The sequence below is a fragment of the Enterobacter sp. R-1.6.2 genome (assembly GCF_035064085.1).
Taxonomy (GTDB): domain Bacteria; phylum Pseudomonadota; class Gammaproteobacteria; order Enterobacterales; family Enterobacteriaceae; genus Enterobacter; species Enterobacter asburiae_B.
Window position 1 is genome coordinate 106,872 of sequence record NZ_JASEYI010000003.1, and the last position, 25,729, is coordinate 132,600.

The 25,729-nt window shown below is 59.2% G+C and carries 21 protein-coding genes and 1 pseudogene; 13 read left to right on the forward strand and 9 right to left on the reverse strand.

From position 1 onward, the window contains the following. The first annotated feature begins 32 nt into the window (after window positions 1-32). The 6 genes and pseudogenes from QMN93_RS04245 to iolB all read left to right on the forward strand — a co-directional run bounded on the left by QMN93_RS04245 (window position 33) and on the right by iolB (window position 7,415). Window positions 33-1,580 (forward strand): sugar ABC transporter ATP-binding protein, encoded by a 1,548-nt coding sequence (locus tag QMN93_RS04245; protein WP_193139807.1) that lies wholly within the window; start codon window positions 33-35, stop codon window positions 1,578-1,580. Between the two features lie 11 nt (window positions 1,581-1,591). Beyond that, window positions 1,592-2,620 carry an ABC transporter permease gene (locus QMN93_RS04250; protein ID WP_028014045.1) on the forward strand — a complete coding sequence of 343 codons (1,029 nt, stop codon included), beginning with the start codon at window positions 1,592-1,594 and terminating at the stop codon, window positions 2,618-2,620. 8 nt (window positions 2,621-2,628) lie between these two features. Continuing rightward, window positions 2,629-3,762, forward strand: a complete 1,134-nt coding sequence (locus QMN93_RS04255) for a Gfo/Idh/MocA family protein (RefSeq protein WP_193139805.1) — start codon at window positions 2,629-2,631, stop codon at window positions 3,760-3,762. Between the two features lie 12 nt (window positions 3,763-3,774). Next, complete coding sequence (gene iolC / locus QMN93_RS04260; protein ID WP_193139803.1) at window positions 3,775-5,679, forward strand: 5-dehydro-2-deoxygluconokinase; 1,905 nt, start codon at window positions 3,775-3,777, stop codon at window positions 5,677-5,679. 11 nt (window positions 5,680-5,690) lie between these two features. Further along, window positions 5,691-6,581: pseudogene (gene iolE, locus QMN93_RS04265) on the forward strand (myo-inosose-2 dehydratase). A gap of 9 nt (window positions 6,582-6,590) precedes the next feature. Continuing rightward, window positions 6,591-7,415: a 5-deoxy-glucuronate isomerase gene (gene iolB, locus QMN93_RS04270; protein ID WP_193139801.1), complete on the forward strand. Its 825-nt coding sequence runs from the start codon at window positions 6,591-6,593 to the stop codon at window positions 7,413-7,415. On the opposite strand, the gene QMN93_RS04275 is transcribed toward iolB, so the two are convergent. After that, on the reverse strand, window positions 7,381-8,595 hold the full coding sequence (locus QMN93_RS04275; protein ID WP_226852664.1) for an MFS transporter: 1,215 nt from the start codon (window positions 8,593-8,595) through the stop codon (window positions 7,381-7,383). The two genes, iolB and QMN93_RS04275, sit on opposite strands and share 35 nt — an antisense overlap. A 112-nt stretch (window positions 8,596-8,707) precedes the next feature. Between QMN93_RS04275 and QMN93_RS04280 the strand changes: the two genes are divergently transcribed. Next, window positions 8,708-9,154: a helix-turn-helix domain-containing protein gene (locus QMN93_RS04280; RefSeq protein ID WP_196760032.1), complete on the forward strand. Its 447-nt coding sequence runs from the start codon at window positions 8,708-8,710 to the stop codon at window positions 9,152-9,154. 10 nt (window positions 9,155-9,164) lie between these two features. Here the strand turns inward: QMN93_RS04280 and QMN93_RS04285 are convergent, their stop codons facing one another. From QMN93_RS04285 to QMN93_RS04295, 3 genes are read right to left on the reverse strand one after another with little or no spacing between them, the layout of a single operon-like run. After that, on the reverse strand, window positions 9,165-9,908 hold the full coding sequence (locus tag QMN93_RS04285; protein WP_193139800.1) for an alpha/beta fold hydrolase: 744 nt from the start codon (window positions 9,906-9,908) through the stop codon (window positions 9,165-9,167). Between the two features lie 11 nt (window positions 9,909-9,919). Beyond that, complete coding sequence (locus QMN93_RS04290) at window positions 9,920-10,387, reverse strand: DUF6130 family protein (protein WP_182383869.1); 468 nt, start codon at window positions 10,385-10,387, stop codon at window positions 9,920-9,922. Window positions 10,388-10,437: 50 nt separating this feature from the next. Continuing rightward, a complete protein-coding gene (locus QMN93_RS04295) occupies window positions 10,438-11,667 on the reverse strand; it encodes an MFS transporter (protein ID WP_064673743.1) in 1,230 nt (409 codons plus the stop codon). Window positions 11,668-11,764: 97 nt separating this feature from the next. Here QMN93_RS04295 and QMN93_RS04300 point away from each other — a divergent pair, with 97 nt between their 5' ends. Further along, window positions 11,765-12,655, forward strand: a complete 891-nt coding sequence (locus tag QMN93_RS04300) for a LysR family transcriptional regulator (RefSeq protein WP_182383867.1) — start codon at window positions 11,765-11,767, stop codon at window positions 12,653-12,655. Here QMN93_RS04300 and QMN93_RS04305 read toward each other — a convergent pair. Next, complete coding sequence (locus tag QMN93_RS04305) at window positions 12,652-12,822, reverse strand: YfgG family protein (protein ID WP_023333002.1); 171 nt, start codon at window positions 12,820-12,822, stop codon at window positions 12,652-12,654. The two genes, QMN93_RS04300 and QMN93_RS04305, sit on opposite strands and share 4 nt — an antisense overlap. Window positions 12,823-13,192: 370 nt before the next feature. On the opposite strand from QMN93_RS04305, the gene QMN93_RS04310 reads away from it, so the two are divergent. Further along, window positions 13,193-15,433: an EAL domain-containing protein gene (locus QMN93_RS04310; RefSeq protein ID WP_182383866.1), complete on the forward strand. Its 2,241-nt coding sequence runs from the start codon at window positions 13,193-13,195 to the stop codon at window positions 15,431-15,433. Window positions 15,434-15,437: 4 nt separating this feature from the next. Here QMN93_RS04310 and ppx read toward each other — a convergent pair whose 3' ends face one another. From ppx to purM, 4 genes are all read right to left on the reverse strand, one after another. Next, window positions 15,438-16,976 carry an exopolyphosphatase gene (gene ppx, locus QMN93_RS04315; RefSeq protein ID WP_023308773.1) on the reverse strand — a complete coding sequence of 513 codons (1,539 nt, stop codon included), beginning with the start codon at window positions 16,974-16,976 and terminating at the stop codon, window positions 15,438-15,440. Window positions 16,977-16,979: 3 nt separating this feature from the next. Continuing rightward, entirely contained in the window at window positions 16,980-19,040 is a 2,061-nt protein-coding gene (gene ppk1, locus QMN93_RS04320) for a polyphosphate kinase 1 (RefSeq protein WP_033146179.1), read from the reverse strand. Window positions 19,041-19,247: 207 nt separating this feature from the next. Continuing rightward, complete coding sequence (gene purN, locus QMN93_RS04325) at window positions 19,248-19,889, reverse strand: phosphoribosylglycinamide formyltransferase (protein ID WP_023308771.1); 642 nt, start codon at window positions 19,887-19,889, stop codon at window positions 19,248-19,250. Next, window positions 19,886-20,923, reverse strand: a complete 1,038-nt coding sequence (gene purM, locus QMN93_RS04330) for a phosphoribosylformylglycinamidine cyclo-ligase (protein WP_008501643.1) — start codon at window positions 20,921-20,923, stop codon at window positions 19,886-19,888. The genes purN and purM overlap by 4 nt, the downstream gene beginning before the upstream one ends. Window positions 20,924-21,189: 266 nt before the next feature. On the opposite strand from purM, the gene QMN93_RS04335 reads away from it, so the two are divergent. The 4 genes from QMN93_RS04335 (at window position 21,190) to QMN93_RS04350 (ending at window position 25,644) form a co-directional block, all read left to right on the forward strand. Further along, entirely contained in the window at window positions 21,190-22,620 is a 1,431-nt protein-coding gene (locus QMN93_RS04335; RefSeq protein ID WP_047060721.1) for a 6-phospho-beta-glucosidase, read from the forward strand. Window positions 22,621-22,846: 226 nt separating this feature from the next. Further along, complete coding sequence (gene upp, locus QMN93_RS04340; RefSeq protein WP_023308769.1) at window positions 22,847-23,473, forward strand: uracil phosphoribosyltransferase; 627 nt, start codon at window positions 22,847-22,849, stop codon at window positions 23,471-23,473. A gap of 83 nt (window positions 23,474-23,556) precedes the next feature. Further along, complete coding sequence (gene uraA / locus QMN93_RS04345) at window positions 23,557-24,846, forward strand: uracil permease (protein WP_182410893.1); 1,290 nt, start codon at window positions 23,557-23,559, stop codon at window positions 24,844-24,846. Between the two features lie 96 nt (window positions 24,847-24,942). Continuing rightward, window positions 24,943-25,644, forward strand: coding sequence for a DnaA inactivator Hda (locus tag QMN93_RS04350; protein WP_220471322.1), 702 nt, complete (start codon window positions 24,943-24,945; stop codon window positions 25,642-25,644). Window positions 25,645-25,729 lie beyond the last annotated feature (85 nt).

Here is a 25,729-nt window from a genome sequence, read left to right on the forward strand (position 1 = left end):
TCTGGCGGCTCATCATGAGGAGGAGCAGACTGATGTCGCAACCCTTACTGAAAGTGACCGACCTGGCAAAAAGCTTTTCCGGCGTCTGGGCGCTGAGCAGCGCTCAGCTGACCGTCGGCAGCGGCGAAATTCACGCCCTGCTGGGGGAAAACGGGGCGGGAAAATCCACGCTGCTGAAGGCGCTTGCGGGCGCGCAGCCGCAAACGCGCGGGGATATCTGGTTCAACGGCGAAACGCTGCCGGTGGACGACTCCCCGGTGGAACGCCAGAACAAGGGCATTATCACCATCTATCAGGAGTTCAACCTGCTGCCCAACATGACCGTCGCGGAAAACATGTTTCTCGGACGCGAGCCGCGCAGACGGAACCTGATCGTCGACGAAAAGGCGGTCAACCAGGAGGCGCAGGTCATTCTCGATTACCTCCAGCTGAACGTTGCGCCGACCACGCCTGTCGCCCGCCTGAGCGTCGCCCAGCAGCAGATGGTGGAGATCGCCCGGGCGCTGACCCTCAACGCCCGGTTAATCATTATGGACGAACCTTCCGCCGCGCTGAGCGACAGCGAGGTGGAAAGCCTGCACCGCGTGGTGCGGGAGCTTAAAAACCGCGGCGTGAGCATTATTTACGTTACCCACCGTCTGCACGAAGTTTTCCAGCTCTGCGATCGCTTCACCGTTTTCCAGGACGGCCGCTTTACCGGCACCGGCGCGGTGGCGGAGACCAACGTCGAACAGCTGATCCGCCTGATGGTCGGGCGCGACGTGGCCTTTAACCGTCGCCCCGCCAGCGAAACCCATCATGAGGACAAACCCGTCCGCCTGGCGGTAAAGGGGCTGAGCCGCGAAAAGCCGCCGCTGGATCCGCACGGCATCGCCCTGCACGACATCAGCTTCCACGTCCACGCCGGGGAAGTCTTAGGCATTGCCGGGCTGGTGGGCGCGGGACGTACCGAAGTGGCCCGCTGCCTGTTTGGCGCAGACGTCTTTACCTCAGGGAGCTTTGAGCTGGACGGCGTGCCGTACCAGCCGCGCGACCCGCTGTATGCCCTCGACCAGGGCGTGGCGCTGGTGCCGGAAGACCGCAAAAAAGAGGGGGCGGTGCTGGGGCTGTCGATTCGCGACAACCTGTCGCTCTCCTGTCTCTCCTCGCTGCTGCAGTGGCGCTGGTTCGTGAACACCCGCAAAGAGGACGATCTGATTGAGTCCTACCGCAAGGCGCTGCAGATCAAAATGGTCAACAGCGCGCAGGAGGTGCGCAAGCTTTCCGGCGGCAACCAGCAAAAGGTGATCCTCGCGCGCTGCATGGCGCTCAACCCGCGGGTGCTGATCGTCGATGAGCCGACGCGCGGCATCGACGTGGGGACCAAATCGGAAGTGCACCAGGTGCTGTTTGACATGGCGAAAAAGGGCGTGGCGGTGATCGTGATCTCCTCCGATCTGCCTGAGGTGATGGCGGTGTCTGACCGGATCATCACCCTCAGCGAAGGCCGGGTGACCGGCGAGATCCACGGCGACGACGCTAACGAAGAACGGCTGATGACGATGATGGCCATCAACCACAACGCCCTGAACGCGGCATAACGGAGTTTCTCATGACGCAGATGATTTCTAAAACGCAGGCCCCGGTCAAACGCGCCGGACGCATCGATCCCATCGCCTTCTTCGAGCGCTTCGGGGTGCTGATTTTCATGATCCTGCTGCTGATCTTCTTCCAGTCGCAGAACAGCAACTTTTTCTCTGAACGCAATATTTTCAACATCCTGACCGAAGTGTCCATCTACGGGATCATGGCCGTGGGGATGACCTTCGTCATTCTGACCGCCGGGATCGACCTCTCCGTGGGCTCCATTCTCGCGGTGTGCGCCATGACCGCGGCGTACGTCATTAAGGGCGATAACTTCACCACCGTCGACCCGAACGCCTGGGGCGGCATGAGCTGGCTGATCGGGCTGGGGATTTGTCTGGCGATGGGTACGGCGATTGGCTTTCTGCACGGTCTGGGCGTCACCCGCCTGCGCCTGCCGCCGTTCATCGTTACCCTCGGCGGGATGACCATCTGGCGCGGCCTGACGCTGGTGATTAACGACGGTGCGCCGATTGCCGGTTTCGACCCTGGCTACCGCTGGTGGGGGCGCGGGGAGCTGCTCGGCATCTCTATTCCTATCTGGATCTTCGCCATCGTCGCCGTCGGCGGCTATCTGGCGCTGCATAAAACCCGCTGGGGCCGCTTCGTCTACGCCATCGGTGGCAACCCGGAGGCGGCGCGCCTGGCGGGGGTCAACGTCAAGCGCGTGCTGGTCAGCGTCTACGTGCTGATCGGCTGTCTGGCGGGGCTGGCGGGCTTCATTCTGAGCGCGCGTCTGGGGAGCGCCGAGGCGGTGGCCGGGATCTCCTTTGAGCTGCGCGTCATCGCCTCGGTGGTGATCGGCGGCACCTCGCTGATGGGCGGCTACGGGCGCATCGGCGGCACCATTATCGGCTCCATCATCATGGGCATTCTGATTAACGGCCTGGTGCTGATGAACGTCTCGGCCTACTACCAGCAGATTATCACCGGATTAATTATCGTTCTGGCGGTGGCATTCGATACCTATGCCAAAAGCCGTCGCGGCGCACTGTGAGGATCACGATGAAAGAGGTTCGTATTGGATTAATTGGCACCGGGTATATCGGCAAGGCGCACGCCATTGCCTATGCCCAGGCCCCGACGGTCTTCAACCTGCGCGGCAGGCTGGTGCGCGAGATGGTGGCGGAAGTCACGCCGGAGCTGGCGGCAGCGCGCGCGCAGGCGTTTGGCTTCAACCGCTCCACCGGGGACTGGCGGGCGCTGGTGGCCGACCCGGCCATTGACGTGGTGGATATTTGTTCACCCAACCATCTGCATAAGGAGATGGCGCTGGAGGCGATCCGCCGCGGCAAGCATGTGTACTCGGAAAAGCCGCTGGCGCTGAACGCCCACGACGCGCGTGAAATGGTTGAGGCTGCACAGCGGGCAGGAGTGAAAACGCTGGTGGGGTTCAACTACATGAAAAACCCGACGGCGCAGCTGGCGAAGGAGATTATCGCGCGAGGCGAGATTGGCGAGGTGATCCACTTCTACGGCACCCACAACGAAGACTATATGGCCGACCCGCTCTCGCCCATTCACTGGCACTGCTTCAAAGAGACCGCCGGGCTGGGGGCGCTGGGCGACCTCGCGGCGCATATCGTCAACATGGCCCAGTATCTGGTCGGGGAGATCGAGCAGGTCTGCGGCGATCTGAAGATCGTGGTCCCGGCGCGCCCGGCGAAGGCCGGATCGTCGGAGATGATCGCCGTCGAAAACGAGGATCAGGCTCACGCGATGGTGCGCTTTGCGGGCGGCGCGCAAGGGGTTATTGAAACCTCCCGCGTTGCCTGCGGCCGCAAGATGGGGCTGTCGTACGTCATCACCGGAACGAAAGGCGCCATCAGCTTCACCCAGGAGCGCATGGCCGAGCTGAAGCTCTATCTGCATGACGATCCGGTGAACCGCCAGGGGTTCCGCACGCTGCTCGTCGGCCCGGCGCACCCGGACTACGCCGCGTTCTGCATGGGCGCGGGCCACGGGATTGGCTTTAACGATCAAAAAACGGTGGAGGTGCGCGACCTGGTGGACGGGATTGCCGCCGACGCGCCGGTGTGGCCGGACTTCGAAGAGGGCTGGAAGGTGTCGCGCGTGCTGGACGCGATTGCGCTCTCGCACCGGGAAGGCCGCTGGCTGAACGTGAACGACATTGTCTGATGAGGTATCAACGTGGAAAAGCAGTTTGATGTGATATGCATGGGCCGCGTGGCGGTAGACCTCTACAGTCAGCAGATTGGTGCGCGTCTGGAGGATGTATCGAGCTTCGCCAAATACCTCGGCGGGTCGTCGGGCAACGTGGCGTATGGCACCGCGCGTCAGGGTTTACGTTCGTCGATGCTGGCGCGCGTCGGCGATGAACATATGGGCCGCTTCCTGCGGGAAGAGCTCAACCAGGTGGGCTGCGATACCAGCCATCTGATTACCGATAAACAACGCCTTACGGCGCTGGTGCTCCTCGGCATTAAAGACCGGGACACCTTTCCACTGATTTTTTATCGCGATAACTGCGCGGACATGGCGATTACCGCCAGCGATGTGGACGAAAGCTACATTGCCTCCGCACGTTGTCTTGCCATCACCGGGACTCACCTTTCTCATCCGCAGACCCGCGAGGCGGTGCTGACGGCGCTGGGCTATGCCCGCCGTCACGGCGTGCGCACGGTGCTGGACATCGACTATCGTCCGGTGCTGTGGGGGCTCACCGCCTTAGGCGACGGCGAAACGCGCTTTATCGCCGCCGATAAGGTCACCCGCGAGCTGCAGGAGGTTCTGCACCTCTTCGACGTCATTGTCGGCACCGAAGAGGAGTTTCACATTGCGGGCGGCAGCACGGATACCCTCCAGGCGCTGGAGCAGGTGCGCGCCGTCAGTGACGCTGCGCTGGTCTGCAAACGCGGCGCGCTCGGCTGCTCGGTCTATACCGACGCCATTCCGCCCCGGCTGGACGACGGCCTGACGGTGACCGGCGTGCGCGTGGAGGTGCTGAACGTCCTCGGGGCGGGGGACGCGTTTATGTCCGGCCTGCTGCGCGGCTACCTGAACGACGAAGGCTGGGAGCAGGCGTGCCGGTACGCCAACGCCTGTGGCGCGCTGGTGGTTTCGCGCCACGGCTGCGCCCCGGCGATGCCGAGCAAAATCGAGCTGGATGACTATCTTTCCCGCGCCGCGAACGTGCCGCGCCCGGATCTCGACCCGCGTCTTAACCATCTCCACCGGGTGACCACCCGCCGCCGCGAATGGCCGGAGCTGTGTGTGATGGCCTTCGACCACCGCAGCCAGCTTGAGGATATGGCGATGCAGTGCGGCGCGTCGCTTAAGCGCATTCCGGCGCTGAAGCAGCTGATCCTGCAGGCCAGCCGCGAGGCGGCGAGCCGCGCCGGGCTGGAGGGCAAAGCCGGTCTTCTGTGCGACGGCACCTTTGGTCAGGACGCGCTGAACGCCATCACCGGGGAAGGGTGGTGGATTGGTCGTCCCATCGAGCTGCCGGGTTCCCGGCCGCTGGAGATGGAGCACGGCAACATCGGCACCCAGCTTATCAGCTGGCCGCAGGAGCACGTGGTGAAGTGCCTGGTCTTTTTCCACCCGGAAGATGCCCACGGCCTGCGCCTGGAGCAGGAGCAGAAAATCGCCGAGGTGTACCACGCCTGCTGCCGTTCCGGGCACGAGCTGCTGCTTGAGGTGATCCTGCCTGCGACCATGCCGCGCAGCGACGAGCTCTACCTGCGCGCCATCTCCCGCTTCTACAACCTGGGCATTTACCCGGACTGGTGGAAGCTGCCGCCGCTCTCCGCCGACGGCTGGACGGCGCTGAGCGAGATTATCGAACGCCGGGACCCGCACTGCCGCGGGGTGGTGATCCTCGGCCTGGACGCCCCGGCGGAACAGCTGCGCGCCGACTTCAAAGCCGCAGCGGGGCAGACGGTAGTGAAAGGCTTCGCCGTGGGGCGCACGCTGTTTGGCGATGCCTCCCGCGCGTGGCTGAAGCACGATATTGACGATGCGCAGCTGGTGGCGCGCATCCGGGACAACTACCTGCAGCTTATCGCCTGGTGGCGCGAGCGCGGACACGCATAATGGAGACGACAATGAGTGTGCAATTAGGCATTAACCCGCTGACGTGGACGAACGACGATCTGCCTTCTCTCGGCGCGGAGACGTCGCTGGAGACCTGTCTGAGCGAAGGTAAAGAGGCCGGTTTTGCCGGCTTCGAGCTGGGCAATAAATTTCCGCGCGAAGCGCGCCTGCTTGGCCCCATCCTGCAGCGTCACGACCTGCAGCTGGTCTCCGGCTGGTACTCCGGCCGCCTGCTGGAGCGCAGCGTGGAGGAGGAGATCGCCGCCGTGCAGTCACACCTGACGCTGCTGCGCGAGCTGGGGGCGAAGGTGCTGGTGTTTGCGGAAGTGAGCGGCTGCATTCACGGCGAGCAGCAGACCCCGGTGCATCTGCGCCCGCGCTTCCCGCAGGAACGCTGGAAGGAGTACGGCGAGAAGCTCACCGAATTTGCCCGCTATACGCAGCAGCAGGGCGTGCAGATTGCCTACCATCACCATATGGGCACGGTGATTGAGTCTGCCGAGGACGTGGACAACCTGATGACTCACACCGGGTAGGCGGTCGGACTGCTGCTGGATACCGGCCATCTGACCTTTGCCGGGGCCGATCCGCTGGCGGTGGCGCAGCGTTGGGCGTCGCGCATCAATCACGTTCACTGCAAAGACGTGCGCGCCGACGTGCTGGCGGACGTGAAAAACCGCAAAACCAGCTTCCTCGATGCGGTGCTGAGCGGCGTGTTTACCGTGCCGGGCGACGGCTGCGTCGATTACCCACCGATTATGCGGCTGCTGAAGGCGCAGGATTATCACGGCTGGCTGGTGGTCGAGGCCGAGCAGGATCCGGCGATTGCCCATCCGCTGACCTACGCCCGTCTGGGGTATAACAACCTGAGCCGCCTGGCGCGCGACGCCGGACTGATTTGAGGAGGGAACATGTCACGTCTGTTATCACACTGGCAACAGCCGAACGCGGAGGGGCGCACCCAGTGTGTTACACCGGAAAGCGCGGGGTGGGGCTACGTCGGCTTTGAGGCGTATGAGCTACAGGAGGGGCAGACGCTGACGCTGCCCGCCGTTAGCGAAGAGCGCTGCCTGGTGCTGGTCGCCGGGCGGGCCTCTATCAGCACGCCTTCCGCGCAGTTTAACGATATCGGCGAGCGGATGAGCCCCTTCGAGCGCATTAAGCCGTGGGCGGTGTACGTCACCCCGCAGGAGACGGTGCAGGTGAAGGCGCTGACGACGCTGGAGCTGGCGGTCTGCGCCGCGCCGGGCAAAGGCACGTATCCGACGCGGCTGATTGCGCCACAGGATATCGACGGTGAAGCGCGCGGCAAAGGTCATAACCAGCGCTACGTGCATAATATTTTGCCGGAAGACAGGCCCGCCGACAGCCTGCTGGTGGTGGAGGTGTGGACCAGTGAAGGCTGCACCAGCTCGTATCCGAGCCACAAGCACGACACGGATAACCCGCCTCAGGAGACCTACCTGGAGGAAACCTACTACCATCGCCTCAACCCGGAGCAGGGGTTCTGCATGCAGCGCGTCTACACCGACGACAGAGCGCTGGATGAGTGTATGGCGGTCTATAACCGTGACGTGGTGATGGTGCCGAAGGGCTACCACCCGGTCGCGACGATGGCCGGGTATGACAGCTACTACCTCAACGTGATGGCCGGCCCGGTGCGCAAATGGATGTTCACCTGGGAAGAGGACCACGCGTGGATTAATCGGGATTATCCCGCGGACAGCGGTGGCTAGCGCGGGTTAGCCACCAGAACACCAGCGCCAGCAGGCTGACCGAGGCGCCAAGCAGGCAGACGCCCGGCCAGCCGGCACAGGCATACGTCATCGTTGTGCCGAGCGCGCCGAGCCCGCTGCCGACGGCATAAAACAGCATGTAAAGCCCGACCAGCCGGCTGTGCGCCTCGGGACGGGTGCGGAAAATCATGCTCTGATTAGTGACGTGCAGCGCCTGACCGCCCAAGTCGAGCAGTATGATGCCGATAAGCAAGATCCCGAGTGAACGGTCCATCAGCGACAAGGGCCACCAGGCTAACAGTAAGATACTCAGCGCCGCCGCGCTGGTGCGTTGGGCATATCCCCGATCGGCCCAGCGTCCTGCCCGGCCAGCCGCCAGCGCGCCCACCGCGCCAGCCAGTCCAAACGCGCCAATCGCTGTATGCGAAAAGTTAAACGGCGGTGCGCTCAGCGGCAGCACCAGCGCGCTCCAGAAAATGTTGAACGATGCAAACATCAGCAGCGCCAGCACGCCGCGTATCTGCAGCACTTTTTCCTGCCGCAGCAGCGTGAGCATTGAGCCAATCAGCCGCGGGTAGCTCATCGTGGCAGTGACGGCTGGCAGGGCGGGGAGTCGCCACCACAGAGGTAACGCAATCATGAGCATCAGCGCGGCAGCACAAAGATAGACCCCGCGCCAGCCCGCGATATCGCTGATGCCACCGGCAAAGACGCGAGCGAGCAGCAAACCTGTGAACACGCCGCCCTGTGCCGCACCGACAACGCGTCCTTGTTCATGGGGCGACGCGGCGCTGGCGGCGTAGGCGATCAGCCCCTGCGTCATGGCCGTGCCCAACATACCGGTCGCAAGCATACCGATCAGCAGCGCTGAAGAGGACTGTGCCATGCTGACGGAAACCAGCGCCACCACCAGAGCAATCAGCTGTACTGCCATGAGTCGTCGACGATCCACTTTGTCACCCAGAGGAACGACAAGCAAAAGAGCCAGCGCGCAGCCAATTTGTGTCGCGGTCACCACGCCCCCCACGGCCGCATGGTTGATGCCGAAATCGTTCGCCAGCGCGTCAAGCAGAGGCTGGGCGTAATAGACGTTTGCCACGCTTAGGCCGCTGGCGGTGGCGAACAGCCAGACCATGCTGCGCGGCATGCCGGCTGAAGGAAGGGCTGACGTCAGTGACATATTCAAAATCCTCGCCTGTGATAACCTGGTTTTAAAATGAAACTGGTTGAATGCTAGGCTATGCAGTTTTAAAATGCAACTAGTTATAGGGTGGCCTTTGCGAGGAAAACAGGTGATGTCCCGAAATACGGTAAAAGAGGAATATTGTCCCGTTGCCCGCAGCGTTGACCTGCTCGGGGATCGCTGGTCGCTTCTTATTGTGCGTAATGCGTTTGACGGCATGACGCGCTTCGGGGATTTTCAGCGCAGCCTTGGGGTGGCGCGCAACATCCTTTCTGACCGGCTTCGCAAGCTGGTTGAGGCAGAAATCCTGACGTTACAGGGAGCATCGGACGGCACGGCTTATCAGGAATATGTTCTGACCGACAAAGGCGAACGTCTTTTCCCCGTGATCGTGGCGCTGCGTCAGTGGGGAGAGCAAAATCTGTTTGCGCAGGGCGAGCGTCACTCGCTGCTGGTCGACAGGCGGACGGGCAGGCCGGTTCCCTTTATGGCGCCAGCAGCGCATGACGGCACTGCGCTGCTGCCGGTGGATACGGAAGTGCAGAAGATCGAATGAGTCGCTCCGGTTAATTACTGCTTATCGCCTGCTCAATCGTCCGGGCGACGATCTGCGGCTGGCTCACCATCGACACGTGGCTTGCCGCCACCTCGGCGGTTTTCGCATGGATCGTCTTCGCCATCGCCCGTTCAAGATCGGGGTTGATCATTCGGTCATTCTTGCTGACCACATACCAGCTCGGTTTATCATGCCACGCCGCGTGGGCGACCTTTTCACCAAACGCCTCGGCCTTAATTGGCCCCTGCGTGGCTGCAATGGTGTTTTGAGTGTCTGGCTTCACGTCAGGCGCGAAGTCCTTTCTGACAGCTCCTGTCGGCAGGTATAAATAGCCGTCCGCCGTTTTAGCAATGCCCGCGCTGCCCGGCGGGGCAGGATAGCTTCCTGCCAGATCCGCAGTCGACTGGCCGGAATCCGGCGCGAACGCCGCCACGTACACCAGCGATTTTACCCGCGCATCGTTGCCCGCCTCGCTAATCACGGTGCCGCCCCAGGAGTGGCCCACCAGCACCACGTCACCCTGAGCGCGGGCGATGGCCCGCCGCGTGGCCGCAACGTCATCCTTAAGCGACGTGAGCGGGAGCTGGACGGCAATGACCTCGGCGTGCTGCTTCTGCAACAGGGTAATCACCTTATTCCAGCTGCTGCCGTCGGCAAACGCGCCGTGCACCAGCACGACGCTGGTTTGGCTCTGCGCAAAGGCGCTGGCGGAAACCGCCAGCAGGCCTGCCGTCACTACAGACAGTGCTTTCATCTTCAGACTCCTTAAAAGTGGTGGACCGTCGCGTGGGGCGGGACGGTGAATTCAACGGTTTTGTGGTCGAGCGGCTTGTGCGTCGGGTCGGCCAGAATAATCGTCACCTTGTGTTTACCGGCGGGTAGCCCCACCAGGATCACCGGCTCTCCGCTGGCGTCAGCCCAGTGCCACGGCGCGTCATCCACCACCACGTGAATGTGACCGATGCGCGGGGTGACCTTGAGCGCATCGGGGCCGAATACCGGCTCGATGCGCAGGTTTTCGGCACGGTACTGGATAAACACCGCGCCTTTGCTCAGCGGCCCGGCAAGCGGCGGATCGACTATCAGCCTGGCGGGCGGCTGCGGCTGCGCCAGCGGCGCAACGGCGGCGGGGCCGTTAACGTCCGCGGCGCTCAGGTTATCCAGCGGCATGGTCCGGGCATGGGCTACAGAGGCCAGGACTAGCAGGGGGAAAAGTGCAAAGCGAAGAATCATGGGTTCTCTCCTTATCGGTTGTGAATGACGACAGGGAAAGAAAACCATTTTTATGTATCGGAGATATTTGCCGGAGGCGGCGTTTTGTACCCGTTTGTCAGCGTGGCGCTCTGGATACAGTGCGATACAGTTTGCCTGCCTGGACGACGCACAATCGCTATCGCCAGCCCGGCAATCACCAGCGTCAATCCCGTTGATACCCACATTGCACCTGCGATCCCCAGCGTTTTATTCAGCCACGCATAGGCAAACGGTGAGGCTGCCGCCATCAGCTGGCCTGGGATAAGCAGCATCCCCGTGCGGCGGGCATAGCTTTCGGTGCTAAACAGCTCCAGCGGCAGGGTGGCTTTTACGATGGTGACCAGCCCGTTGATGGCGCCGTAGCCCAGCACAAACCCGGCCGCACACCACGCAAACAGGGCGCTGCTCATCCCCAGAAGAAAGCAGAGCGGCATGGCGAGCGCGGTAAAAAGCGTCAGTTTGAAGGGGGTTAAGCGGGCACCCGCCAGCACTTCCAGCGAGCGGGCGCCCGTCTGGCCGATCCCCCACAGCATGCCGATGGCGACCGGCAGGCCGAAGTGGGCAATAAACTCCGGCAGATGGGTGGAGGTGCCGTTAGAGACAAAGGTGATGAGGGCAATGAAGGCGGCATAAAGCCAGGCGTTACGCCGCTCGTTGTTCAGCGGCGGCGCGGTGACCTTTGTCGTCACCGTCAGCCGCTGCCGGGGAAGCGTTCGAATCAGCATCGCGCTCAGCAGGCCGAAGAGCGCGTAGACGCGCAGCGCCTCCTGCCAGCTCATGACCTGAAGCAGAGCATCGCCCAGCGGCCAGAAAACGGCGGAGGCCAGCCCGCCCGCCAGCGTGACGCGTGAGATTGTTCTTCGCGCCTGCTGCCCGTAGAGGTTCACCAGCGCGGCGAACAGCGCGTCGTACAGCGACAGGCGCATCCCTACGCCGCCGATCAGCCAGGCGCAGTACCAGCCAAAAAGCGTCTGGGTATACGCCATCCCAGCGCAGCTTGCGGCGATCAGCAACGTGCCGCTCATCACCACTTTCTGACCGCTAAAGCGTGCCAGCAGGCGGGCGACAAACGGAGAAACCGCCGCCATCACCAGCATCGCCAGCGTCAGGCCGAGATAAATCTGCGGTGATGACCATCCCCGGTCGGCTGAAATCGCCAGCGCAAAGGTGCCGGGCATATAAAACGAGATCCCCCAGTTGATAAGCTGATTACATCCCGCCGTGAGGGCGAGGCGGCGTGGCAGGGCGGGTGTTTCCATTGTTTTTCATTCCGTTATGCAGTTGTCCTGAGCATAACTCGCGCGCTATTGTGCTGGCAGGGCAGCAACCTTATGCGCGGTATAAGAGAAACTTTGAATGACAACGCTTAATCTGGGCTATCTCGCCACCTTTCGTCTGGTGATACAGCGCGGCAGCTTTTCAGCGGCAGCGGATGCGCTGGGTATTTCCCAGCCTGCCGTCAGCCTGCAAATACGTCAGCTGGAGCAGTTTCTGCAAACGCGGCTGGTGGAGCGTACCGGACGAGGGATTAAGGCTACGGCTGCCGGGCAGGCGTTGCTGGCGTATGGGGAGCGTATTCAGCAGGCGGTGGATGACGCCATCCGGTCCGTGAGCGCATTCAGCCACGATGTGAGCGGCACCATTACGCTTGGCACGGGGGCAACGGCCTGCATCCATCTTCTGCCGCCGCTGCTGGAGAAGCTGCGTCGAGACTATCCGCTCCTGAGCGTGGGGGTGACGACGGGCAACACCCTCGACATCGTCAGGGCCATCGAAGAGAACCGGCTCGATATGGGGCTGGTGACGCTGCCGGTGAGCGGCAGAGCGCTGGACGTCATGCCGGTAATGGACGAAGAGTTTGTTTTTATCGCGTCGCGGGAGCAGCAGGATGCGTTCAGGGATTTTACCCCGGAGGCGCTGCACGCTCAGCCGCTGATTGCCTTTGAATCAGGCAGCGGTACCCGGGCGCTGATCGATGGCTGGTTTGCGGCGAATGGATTAGCGATCGCACCGGTGATGCAGCTTGGCAGCATCGAGGCGATCAAACGCATGGTTCGTGCGGGTCTGGGCTACAGTATTGTGCCGCGAATGGCGGTCGAACAGGATGCCGATCGCGAAGGGCTATGCGTGATGTCGCTTACGCCCATGCTGCAGCGGCAGCTGGCGGTGGTAATGCGGCAGGATAAAATCCTCAGCAAAGGGATCGCGGCCATTATTCGGCTCGTGCAACATCCTACGGCTGTTTAGCGGTCAGCGGTGTCGACGGTCAGGCTGGATTGCTGCGACTGGGTTTTGTCCTGATGGTGGTACCAGGCGCCAATTGAAGAGTAAACGAAGCGGCCAAAGAAAAACAGGAAGCTGATGAGCAGTATGATGCGGGTCATTCGGGTATTAAATTGATGTCGTTTTCGCATACGCGTGACCTGACTCACTCTGTTTTTCCTGGATAAGCCCTTTTGGGCGACAAGGATATTAAGGCACAGCGGGAAGATGGGGTCAATTCTGAAGTGTGTAAATAACCGTCAATGTTTACATTGATTAATGTTATTGAAATTAATTAATGCATTTACCATATTGATAATATGAAGAAAATAATTTCAAAAAAACACCGCGAAAAGTTATTTGCGTAAAGTAGTTTGATTTAAGTCAATGGCTTCCCGGCCCTGATATTTAAAATCTTTCCTCCATACAGTTCGCCCCTCACCTTGCCGGGCGGCGCGTACGTCAGGTTGGATGCCTGTCTTTATTTTCCCTCTGGAGCGAAAGGGGTTTAACCGGGCATCTATGAACATTCTCGCTTTCCTGAAAAAAAATGAAAACCGCTGGTGGGCATTACCGCTTATTTTGCCTGTGGTTTTACTTCCCGTGCTGAGCATCGCGAATACATTCACGCAGCTGGGCGACGGCATTGCGGCACTCTATTATTTACCCCTCTCATTTTTGCTTTCGCTGATGATGTTCTTTGGCCTGGAAGCGCTGCCCGGGATCGTATTGTCGCTGTTTATCCGCTATTACCCGTCGGTCGGGATGTTTGAAACCGTCGCGGGGATCCTCCATTTTGTCGTCCCTTTAGTGCTCAGCTGGGGTGGCTACCGGGTGTTTGCGCCCAGACGGAATATGACCGCGTACGGAGACGTGCGGCTGATGGCGCAGCGCATCTTCTGGCAGGCGTTCTGCCCCGCGACGCTGTTTCTAGTGCTGTTTCAGTTTGCGGTGTATTTAGGCGTGTATGAGAGCCGTCAGAGCCTTGCGGGATTAAATCCCCTCAATATTCGCACGCTCATCAACTATCAGACGCTGCTGGTCAGCGGCCTGACGGGCGTGCCGCTGAGCTATCTGCTGATCCGCCTGCTTCGTCATCCGCGCTATATCAAAAGCCTTCTCTCGCAGATCCGTTCCGAGATAGACAAAAAGGTGACGGTCGTTGAGTTGTTGGTGTGGGCTATCGCGCTTGGCGGGCTGCTTTCGCTGCTGCTGCTTCCGATGAATGAGAACAGCTCCATTTTCACCACCAACTATACTCTTTCCCTGCTGATGCCGGTGATGCTCTGGGGCGCGATGCGTTTTGGCTATAAGCTGATTTCGCTTATCTGGACGCCGATACTGCTGGTGTCTATTCACTATTTTTACCGCTATATCCCGGTGAACCCGGGGTATGACATTCAGCTGGCGATCACCTCTTCCAGTTACCTGGTCTTCTCGTTCGTGGTGATTTATATGTCGATGCTGGCGACCCGGCAGCGCGCGGCGAACAAACGCTCCCGCAGGCTGGCGCTGCTCGACCCGGTCGTCCATATGCCTAACCTGCGGGCGCTGTCGCGCGATCTGGCGAAAAACCCGTGGTCGGCGCTCTGCCTGCTGCGCATTCCGGAGCTGGAAATTTTGGGCCGAAATTACGGCGTGTTGCTGCGGATTCAGTACAAGCAGCAGCTAGCGCAGTGGGTGAGTGGCATTCTCCAGCCCAATGAGCTGGTGTATCACCTGACCGGGTATGACCTGTCGGTACGGCTTAACGCGGAATCGCACCAGCAGCGGATTGAGGCCCTGGACGAGCACATCAAGCAGTTCCGCTTTGTCTGGGACGGCATGCCGCTGCAGCCGCAGGTGGGCGTGAGCTATTGCTATGTCCGGTCCCCGGTTAACCATCTTTATCTGGTGCTGGGCGAGCTGGGCGTGGTTGCCGACCTGTCGCTCTCCTCCAACCATCCGGAAAACCTTCAGCAGCGTGGGGCCGTCCATTTGCAGCGCAGCCTGAAGGATAAAGTTGCGATGATGAGCCGCCTGCAAAAGGCGCTCGATAACGACGAATTCGCCCTGCTGGTTCAACCCGTTTGCGGCATGCGTGGCGATTGCTATCACGAAGTCCTGCTCCGAATGCCGGATATCAACGGGCTATTGATTTCCCCCGACCAGTTCCTGCCCGTCGCGCAGGAGTTTGGTCTCTCCTCGCGGGTAGATTTGTGGGTGCTCGAGCACACCCTGCGCTTCCTGGCCGCGCATCGCGAAAGACTGCCCGGCCAGCGCTTTGCCATTAATCTTGCCCCGTCGACCGTGTGTCGGGTGCAGTTTCCGCTTGAGGTGAGTCGCCTGCTGGCGAAATACGCCATTGAGCCGTGGCAACTGATCTTTGAAGTGACGGAGTGCAGCACCTTTTGCAATGCGGAGCAGGCGCTACACATCCTCCGGCAGCTGCAGAAAATGGGGGTACGTATTGCAATTGATGATTTTGGCACCGGCTATGCGAGCTATGCGCGGCTGAAAAGCGTGGACGCGGATATTCTCAAGATTGACGGCAGCTTTATTCGCAATATCGTCAACAACAGCCTGGATTATCAGATTGTGGCGTCTATCTGCCATCTGGCGCGCATGAAAAAGATGCTGGTGGTAGCGGAGTATGTCGAAAGCGAAGAGATACGTAGCGCGGTTCAGGCGCTAGGCATCGATTATGTGCAGGGTTATCTGATTGGCAGACCGGCACCGCTTGAGTCACTGCTGAAAGCAGAGGCGTCCATCGCGGACGCCTGAGCCGTTACGCGGCGACGTCGGCGCTCTCTTCTTCAATTTTGAGCAGCCAGCCGGTGACCGCTTCCCAGTACTGCTGCTCTTTTTCCAAGTCCAGCAGGACCAGCGCGTTCTGGCTGAACCAGTCGTGCGGGAAGCTCAGCGTCCAGTGGTGGTCGTCGGTTTTAAGCTTCAGCGTGGGCGGCGTGGTGGTGGCCTGACGCTGGTTATTGAGCAGCACGCCCAGACGCAGCAGCTGAATAAGCGGCAGGAACTGTTTTTTCTTGAACAGCGTAAAGCGCGGCAAGTCGTCGAGCTTGATGGCTTTGCGGTGATAACGCACCAGGGTCGCCATCATGGTTTGCTGCTCCTGGTTGAAGCCAGGCAGATCGCTGTTTTGCAGAATGTAGGCCGAATGGCGGTGCATCCCGCTGTGGTTGATGTTCAGCCCCACCTCGTGCAGCATCGCAGCCCATTTCAACAGCGCGGCAAGCTGCGGGTGCGCGAGCTTCGGATTCTGCTCCTGCCACTGTTCGTACATCTGCACCGTGGTGTCCAGCACGCGCTTCGCCTGTTCACGGTCGATGTTGTACTGATTGGCGAGACTTTGCGCGGTGCGGCTGCGAATATCCTGATGGCGGAAGCGGCCTTCCATCTCATACAGCACGCCTTCACGCAGCGCGCCGTCCGACAGGCGCAGCTCTTTTATGGCGAGGGCATCAAACACGCCGCAGAGAATAGCCAGCCCCGGCACGAATACCGCTTTACGCTCGTCGGAAAGACCCGGCAGGCTTAAGGCGTCAAAACTTTTATGCTTCAGCACTTCTTCGGTCAGCAACGTCAGGCGTTCGGGCGTAATAAACCCGTCTTTTTCACCCATCGCCAGCAGCACTTCGTGCGCCGCCTTGATGGTGCCCGACGCGCCCAGCGCCACGTTCCAGCCCTGAATACGGTACTGCCAGGCCAGATTTTCCAGCTTCTGGACAGCCGCCATACGCGCGCGCTGGAAGTTCTCGCGGGTGATGGTGCCGCCCGGGAAATACATCTGCGCGAAGCTGACGCAGCCCATACGGCGGCTTTCCACCAGGCGCGGCTCAAAGTCTTCGCCGATCACCAGCTCCGTTGAGCCACCGCCGATATCGATAACCAGCTTGCGCCCTTTTTCCGGCTGGGTGTGCTCAACGCCCATGAAAATCAGACGTGCTTCCTCGTTACCGGAGATGATCTCAATCGGGTAGGGGATCACTTTTTCGGCCCGCTTGAGGAACTCCGGGGCGTTCAGGGCCTGGCGCAGGGTGTGGGTGCCCACGATGCACACGCTGGAAGGCGAGAAGCCCTGCAGGCGTTCAGCAAACAGCGACAGGCAGTTTAACCCGCGCTCCATCGCCTCTTCGCTGAGCATGCTGCGTTCATCAAGACCATCCGCCAGGTGTACGCGCTGCTTCAGACGACCGATGATCTGCAGCGCGCCATCCACCTCACGGGCGATGACCATGTGGAAACTGTTAGAGCCAAGGTCGACCGCGGCGAATTCCTGCGGGCGTGGGGTCTTATCATTTATCGGCATAGGTTAATCGGGTTGCTCGAGTGATTTGATATAGTCGTAAATCGCCAGTTGCGACCGCACTTTGCGGCGGTTGCCGCGCGGTACATAGCGGTTACTGAGTTCTTTGTCGATATAGCGTGCTTTCACGGTATCGCTGAACAGAATCTCGATGATGTCGAGGATCTGCTGCTTCAGACGCGGATCCAGCAGCGGTGCCGCGACTTCAATACGGTAGTCAATATTGCGCGTCATCCAGTCTGCCGAAGAGAGATAGACCTGTTTATCACCCGCATTATCAAAAATATAGATCCGATCGTGTTCCAGGTAACGGTCAACGATGCTGATCACACGAATATTGTCGCTGATGCCTTCCAGTTCCGGGATCAGCGAGCACATGCCGCGGATCAGCAGGTTAACCGGCACGCCGGAGCTGGACGCTGCATACAGCCTGTCCACCAGCCCTTTGTCGACAAGGTTGTTAAGCTTCAGCGTGATGCCGGACGACAGCCCTTTCTGGGCATTGGCGATCTCTTTATCGATCATATCGTACAGCAGGCGGCGCGAGTTCTGCGGCGAGACCAGCAGATAGTCAAAGCTCACCGGACGGTACGGGTTTTCGATAAAGTTAAAGACCCGGCGCACTTCGTTAGTGATGCGGGCGTCGGCGGTTAAGAGCGAGTAGTCGGTATAAATTCGCGCCGTTTTCTCGTTAAAGTTCCCGGTACCGATGTGGGCATAACGCACTACATCGTCGCCCTCTTTACGGGAAATCAGGAACAGCTTGGCGTGAATTTTCAGCCCCGGCGCGGAGAAGATGACGTGCACACCGGCTTCCGTCAGACGGCGCGCCCAGTGGATGTTGGCCTCTTCGTCGAAGCGCGCCTGCAGCTCAACCACCACGGTGACCTTTTTGGCGTTGTGCGCCGCGTGGATCATCGCGTCGATGATGCGGGAATCTTTTGCCACGCGGTAGATGTTGATTTTGATCGCCAGCACGCTCGGATCGAACGAGGCCTGACGCAGCAGCTCCAGCACGTGCTCGAAGGTGTGGTACGGATAGTAGAGCAGCACATCGCGTTCGCGGATGGCGTCGAATCCGTTGCGGAATTTATCGAACCACAGATGGCGCAGGCGCGGCAGCGGCTTGTTCACCAGATTGGCTTTGCCGACGTTCGGGAAGCCAATAAAGTCTTTAAAGTTGTGGTAACGACCGCCCGGCACTATGGAGTCATAGCGCGAAATGGTCAGCTTTTCGCGCAGCATTTCCACCATGGCGTCCGGCATATCGCGCTGATAGACAAAACGTACCGGTTCGGCCGTCAGGCGCTGTTTCAGGCTGGAGGACATCAGCTCCATCAGGCTGGCTTCCATCTCGTGCACCAGGTCATATTCGGCGTCACGGGTCATCTTCATCGAGTAGGCGTTTAACGCATCGTAATCGAAGAAGCCTTTGAAGATGTCGTCCAGGCAGTAGCGCAGGATGTTATCGAGCAGGATCATCGGCTTGCGTCTGCGCGGGGTTTCCGGCGGCAGGTTCACAAAGCGCGGCACCTTGTCGGACGGGATCTCCAGCAGCGCGTAACGGATAGACTCACCGCGAATAATTTCCACCGCCAGGTAGGTGTAATCATCCTTCAGGAACTGAACCAGATCGGTTTCGCGGTTGATCAGAATCGGGGTAATGTGCTGGCGCAGATAGTGTTTGAAGTAGTGGCGCAGCCAGTTTTGTTGGTTAACGGAAAGCTGGCGTTCGTTAATCAGGAAGATTTGATTGCGCGCCATCTCCAGCAGCAGTTCGTTATACAGGCCGTCAAATTCCTGATCGGCTTTCAGCACGCGGGACTGGATTTTGCCCAGCAGATGCCGCGAGTGCGAGTTTAAGCCCTGTTCTTCGCTGATGATGATGCGTCTTTTCAGCTCGGCAAAGCGAACCTTGTAGAACTCATCCAGGTTGTTGGAATAAATGCCCAAAAAACGCATGCGCTCGATTAGCGGGTTACTTTTGTCTGCCGCTTCCTGGAGTACACGTTCGTTGAATGCTAACCAGCTTAGCTCTTTCTCGATATATAACTTTTCCTGACCCATTACAGCTCACACTCCAGTTCAATCACAGGACGTGGTAAATCCGTCTCGTCCTTATTATGGCGAGCATTTCCACGATATGTCCAACAGTGCCAGAAAAGTATGACAGTTATTTTTTTTGTTGGGGATTTTAGAAGGTTGGAGAAGGGAATATCGGGTAATGCAATGAACAGGTCGGGTAAGCGCAGCAGCGCCACCCGACGTAACAACCTACTCTTCCGCCGCATAACCCTGCGGGGGTAACTTCACGCCGTCCAGCCAGGCTGCGCCGTCGCGCATCTCGAGACGCCCGTCGACAAACCAGCTGACCACCAGCGGGTAAATGGCGTGTTCCTGGGTCTGCACGCGTTCGGTCACGTCTTCTTCGCTATCGCCGTCAAAGACCGGAACTTTGGCCTGCAGGATCACCGGACCGCCGTCCAGCTCGTCGGTAACGAAATGCACGGAGGTGCCGTGCTCCTCATCGCCGTTTTCCAGAACCTGACGATGGGTGTGCAGGCCGGGATATTTCGGCAGCAGGGAAGGGTGGATATTCAGCAGACGACCAGCGAAGTGTTCGACGAAGGCCGGGCTCAGAATACGCATATAGCCCGCCAGCACGACCACGTCCGGCGCGTAGGCATCAATCTCATGCACCAGCTCGCGGTCAAAGGCTTCACGCCCGGCGAACTGGCTGGCTTCCAGCGCGTGCGCGGGAATGTTCGCTTCCCGCGCGCGCTCAAGGCCGAACGCGTCGGCCTTGTTGCTGAAAACTGCCCGAATGGTGCCATTGATTTTCTTCTGCTTGCAGGCGTCTATGATGGCCTGCAAATTGCTTCCGTTGCCGGAAATGAGCACCACGATGTTTTTCATTCAATGACCACACGCTGTTCGGAATCGGAAGCTTTAATCGTACCGATTTTCCACGCGTTTTCACCTTTTTCAGTCAGCAGCTTAACCGCTTTATCCGCTTCGCTTGCCGGCAGGGCGATAACCATGCCCACGCCGCAGTTAAAGGTGCGGTACATTTCGTGAGAGCTCACGTTGCCTGCGGTCTGCAGCCAGTTAAATACGGCCGGCCACTGCCATGAGGATTCGTCGATCACCGCCTGGGTGTTATCCGGCAGGACGCGCGGGATGTTTTCCCAGAAGCCGCCGCCGGTCAGGTGAGCGATAGCGTGAACGTCGACGTTCTCGATAAGCTCAAGCACGTTTTTCACGTAGATGCGGGTCGGCGCCAGCAGATGGTCAGCCAGCGGTTTACCGTCCAGCTCGGTGGTCAGCGGGTCACAGCCGCTCACTTCGAGGATTTTACGCACCAGGGAGTAGCCGTTGGAGTGCGGGCCGCTGGAGGCGAGCGCGATCAGCACATCGCCATCGGCCACTTTGCTGCCGTCGATAATTTCTGATTTTTCTACTACGCCGACGCAGAAGCCCGCGACGTCATAATCTTCGCCGTGATACATGCCCGGCATTTCTGCGGTTTCACCACCGACCAGCGCACAGCCGGACTGCAGGCAGCCTTCGGCGATACCGTTAATCACGCTGGCAGCGGTATCCACGTCCAGTTTGCCGGTTGCGTAGTAATCGAGGAAGAACAGCGGCTCTGCGCCCTGTACCACCAGGTCATTCACGCACATCGCGACCAGATCGATACCGATCGTGTCGTGACGTTTTAAATCCATCGCCAGGCGCAGTTTAGTGCCTACACCGTCAGTACCCGAGACCAGAACAGGTTCACGATATTTTTGCGGCAGCGCGCACAGTGCGCCGAAGCCACCCAGACCACCCATCACTTCCGGGCGGCGGGTTTTTTTCACCACACCTTTGATTCGGTCAACCAGCGCATTACCTGCGTCAATATCAACACCGGCATCTTTGTAGCTGAGAGAAGTTTTGTTGGTCACGGCTTAAATCCCCACGCGATTGCATAGCTAGTAAGAAAAATCGGCGCAATTCTAACAGTCCAGGCAAACGTTTGCGAGCCTATTCTGGACGTGGGGATCTTTTTTTCTGTGTACCTCGTGAATGCAGCCAAACTTGACTCTGTTCACGAAAATGAAACCGGTTTCTGAGAACTGCTTGCAACAGCTATCCCCTTTGCACATCATCGAAATGAAACCGGTTTCTGTAATTGTTTTTGCAGAAAATAACGCAGAATGAGGGAAAGCGAATGTCGGGATTTAAAGCAGATTTTCTGTGGGGCGGGGCCGTTGCGGCGCACCAGCTGGAAGGCGGCTGGAAAGAGGGCGGCAAGGGCGTGAGCGTCGCCGATGTGATGACCGCGGGGGCGCACGGCGTGCCGCGTGAAATCACCAACGGCGTGCTGGAGGGGAAAAATTATCCTAACCATGAAGCCATCGATTTCTACCACCGCTATAAAGAAGACATCAGACTCTTTGCCGAGATGGGGTTCAAATGCTTCCGCACCTCTATTGCCTGGACGCGGATCTTCCCGAAAGGCGACGAGCTTGAGCCTAACGAGGCTGGCCTGAAATTCTATGACGATCTGTTCGACGAATGCCTGAAGTACGGCATCGAACCGGTTATCACCCTGTCTCACTTCGAGATGCCTTTCCATCTGGTTACGGAATACGGCGGCTGGCGCAACCGTAAGCTGATCGACTTCTTCGTTCGTTTTGCAAAAGTGGTGTTCCAGCGCTACCAGCATAAGGTGAAGTACTGGATGACCTTCAACGAGATCAACAACCAGGCTAACTTCCACGAAGACTTTGCGCCGTTTACGAACTCCGGGCTGAAGTACGCGCCGGGTGAAGACCGTGAGCCGGTGATGTTCCAGGCGGCGCACTACGAGCTCGTGGCCAGCGCCCTGGCGGTGAAGGCGGGGCGCGAGATTAACCCGTCGCTGCAGATTGGCTGCATGATTGCCATGTGTCCTATCTACCCGCTGACCTGTGCGCCGGACGATATGATGATGGCGATGAACGCCATGCACCGCCGCTACTGGTTCACCGACGTGCACGTGCGCGGGAAGTACCCGCAGCACCTGCTCAACTACTTCGAACGTCGCGGCTTCGCGCTGGATATCACCGAAGAGGATAAAGCCGCGCTGAAGCAGGGCTGCGTCGATTACATCGGCTTCAGCTACTACATGTCCTTCGCCACCAAGGCGACGGCGGACAACCCGCAGCTGGATTACGACGAAAGCAAGAGCCTGGTCTCTAACCCGTACGTGCAGAAATCCGACTGGGGCTGGCAGATTGACCCGGTCGGGCTGCGTTACTCCCTGAACTGGTTCTGGGATCACTACCAGCTGCCGCTGTTTATCGTTGAGAACGGCTTTGGCGCGATCGACGTGCAGGAGAGCGACGGCACGGTGAACGACCAGTACCGTATTGATTATCTGGCCGCCCATATCCGCGAGATGAAAAAAGCGGTGGTGGAAGATGGCGTGGAGCTGATGGGCTACACCCCGTGGGGCTGCATCGACCTGGTGTCTGCCGGTACGGGCGAAATGAAAAAACGCTACGGCTTTATCTTTGTGGATAAAGACAATGAAGGGAACGGCACGCTGAACCGCAGTAAAAAGAAATCGTTCGACTGGTATAAGCAGGTGATTGCGAGCAACGGCGAGAACCTGTAATTGTCGGGTGGCGCTAACGCTTACCCGACCTACACTACACGTAGGCCGCGTAAGCGCAGTGCCACCGGGCAGAACCCCGCACCCAAGCCGGAGTCTCGCCTCCGGTTTTTTTGTCTCTAAATCACTTTGCTTGATATACGTCAAGCAACATGGGTATGGCCTAATCCGAAAAAAGCGGTATAATCCCGCGATTTTTTTGCGGACGCCACCTCAGAGGAGAAAGAGAATGAAGATTGTGGAAGTGAAACACCCACTCGTTAAACACAAGTTGGGCCTGATGCGTGAGCATGACATCAGCACGAAGCGTTTTCGCGAACTGGCATCTGAAGTCGGCAGCCTGCTGACCTACGAAGCGACCTCTGATCTGGAAACAGAAAAAGTCACCATCGAAGGCTGGAACGGCCCGGTGCAGGTTGAGCAGATCAAAGGTAAGAAAATTACCGTGGTGCCAATTCTGCGTGCCGGTCTCGGCATGATGGAAGGCGTGCTGGAGCACGTGCCAAGCGCGCGTATCAGCGTGGTCGGGATCTACCGTAACGAAGAAACCCTTGAGCCGGTTCCTTACTTCCAGAAGCTGGTCTCTAACATCGACGAGCGTATGGCGCTGGTGGTTGACCCAATGCTCGCGACCGGTGGCTCAATGATCGCCACCATCGACCTGCTGAAAAACGCGGGCTGTAACAGCATTAAGGTGCTGGTACTGGTTGCCGCTCCGGAAGGGATCGCGGCGCTGGAAAAAGCGCACCCGGACGTTGAGCTGTATACCGCCTCTATCGACCAGGGCCTGAACGAGCACGGGTACATCATCCCGGGGCTCGGCGATGCCGGCGATAAGATCTTTGGTACGAAATAATCGAATAACGATAAATAAGCCGACTTTGATAGTCGGCTTTTTTTTGAATAAAACACCAACAATACTACACAGAGGAAAACACTATGACGCGCCGTGCTATCGGGGTGAGTGAAAGACCGCCGCTTTTACAGACTATCCCGCTTAGTTTGCAGCACCTGTTCGCCATGTTTGGCGCAACCGTGCTGGTGCCAATCCTGTTCCACATTAACCCGGCCACCGTGCTGCTGTTCAACGGCATCGGTACGCTGCTGTACCTCTTTATCTGTAAAGGCAAAATCCCGGCGTATCTCGGCTCGAGCTTCGCCTTTATCTCGCCGGTGTTGCTGCTGCTGCCGCTGGGTTATGAAGTCGCGCTGGGCGGCTTTATCATGTGTGGCGTCCTGTTCTGCGTGGTGTCCTTCATTGTGAAGAAAGCCGGTACCGGCTGGCTGGACGTGATGTTCCCCCCTGCGGCGATGGGCGCCATCGTTGCCGTCATCGGTCTTGAGCTGGCGGGCGTCGCGGCGAATATGGCCGGCCTGCTGCCTGCTGACGGCCAGTCACCGGATTCCAAAACCATTATCATCTCGCTGGTAACGCTGGGCGTGACGGTGTTTGGCTCCGTGCTGTTCCGCGGCTTCATGGCGATTATCCCGATCCTGATCGGCGTGCTGGCGGGCTATGCGCTCTCCTTCGCGATGGGCGTGGTGGACACCACCCCGATCGCTCAGGCCCACTGGTTTGCGCTGCCAACCTTCTATACGCCACGCTTTGAATGGTTTGCTATTTTCACCATTCTGCCTGCGGCGCTGGTGGTGATTGCGGAGCACGTCGGCCACCTGGTGGTGACGGCGAACATCGTTAAGCGCGATTTAATCCGCGACCCGGGCCTGCACCGCTCCATGTTTGCGAACGGTTTCTCCACCATCATCTCCGGTTTCTTCGGCTCGACGCCAAACACCACCTACGGTGAGAACATCGGCGTGATGGCGATTACCCGCGTCTACAGTACCTGGGTTATCGGCGGCGCGGCGATCATCGCCATTCTGCTCTCCTGCGTCGGTAAACTGGCGGCAGCGATTCAGATCATTCCGGTGCCGGTAATGGGCGGCGTTTCTCTGCTGCTGTACGGCGTGATCGGCGCCTCCGGTATTCGCGTGCTGATTGAATCCAAAGTGGATTACAGCAAGGCGCAAAACCTGATCCTGACCTCCGTTATCCTGATCATCGGCGTGAGCGGCGCGAAGGTGCACATTGGTGCGGCCGAGCTGAAGGGCATGGCGCTGGCGACCATCGTCGGCGTGGGCCTGAGCCTGATCTTCAAGCTGATCTCGGTCATCCGCCCGGAAGAAGAAATTCTGGACGCGGACGACAGCGAAAAAGCGTCAAATTGATCGTATTACCGGGCGAAGGATCGCCCGGTTCTCTCCTTGCAGGTTCCGTGTTAAACTCCATTCCGATTTTACGTAGGATCTCTGGTTGAGGTATTTCTGAACGGACCGGCACAGCTCTCTCTGCCACTCTATCTCCCTGACGACGAAACTTTCGCGAGTTTCTGGCCGGGTGATAACCCCTCTTTACTGGCTGCACTGCAAAACGTGCTGCGCCAGGATCACATCGGATACATCTATATCTGGTCACGCGAAGGCGCGGGGCGCAGCCATCTGCTGCATGCCGCCTGCGCGGAGCTTTCGGCGCGCGGTGATGCGGTAGGCTACGTGCCGCTGGATAAACGCACCTGGTTCGTACCTGAGGTGCTGGAGGGAATGGAACATCTCTCGCTGGTCTGCATCGATAATATCGAATGCGTGGCGGGGGACGAGCCGTGGGAAATGGCGATCTTTAACCTCTACAACCGCATTCTGGAATCGGGTAAAACCCGGCTTCTGATCACCGGCGATCGTCCGCCGAGACAGCTCAATCTGGGGCTGCCGGATCTGGCATCTCGTCTGGACTGGGGGCAAATCTACAAGCTCCAGCCGCTGTCGGATGAAGATAAGCTTCAGGCATTACAGCTGCGCGCAAAGCAGCGCGGGTTTGAGCTGCCGGAGGACGTGGGGCGCTTCCTGCTCAAGCGGCTGGATCGCGAAATGCGCACGCTGTTTGACACGCTCGATCAGCTCGATCGCGCCTCCATTACCGCCCAGCGCAAGCTGACCATTCCGTTTGTGAAAGATATTCTCAAGCTTTGAGTTTGTTCGCCCGGTGGCGGCTGCGCCTTACCGGGCCTACGAAAACCTGCCGCCCTTTGTAGGCCGGGTAAGGCGTAGCCGCCAC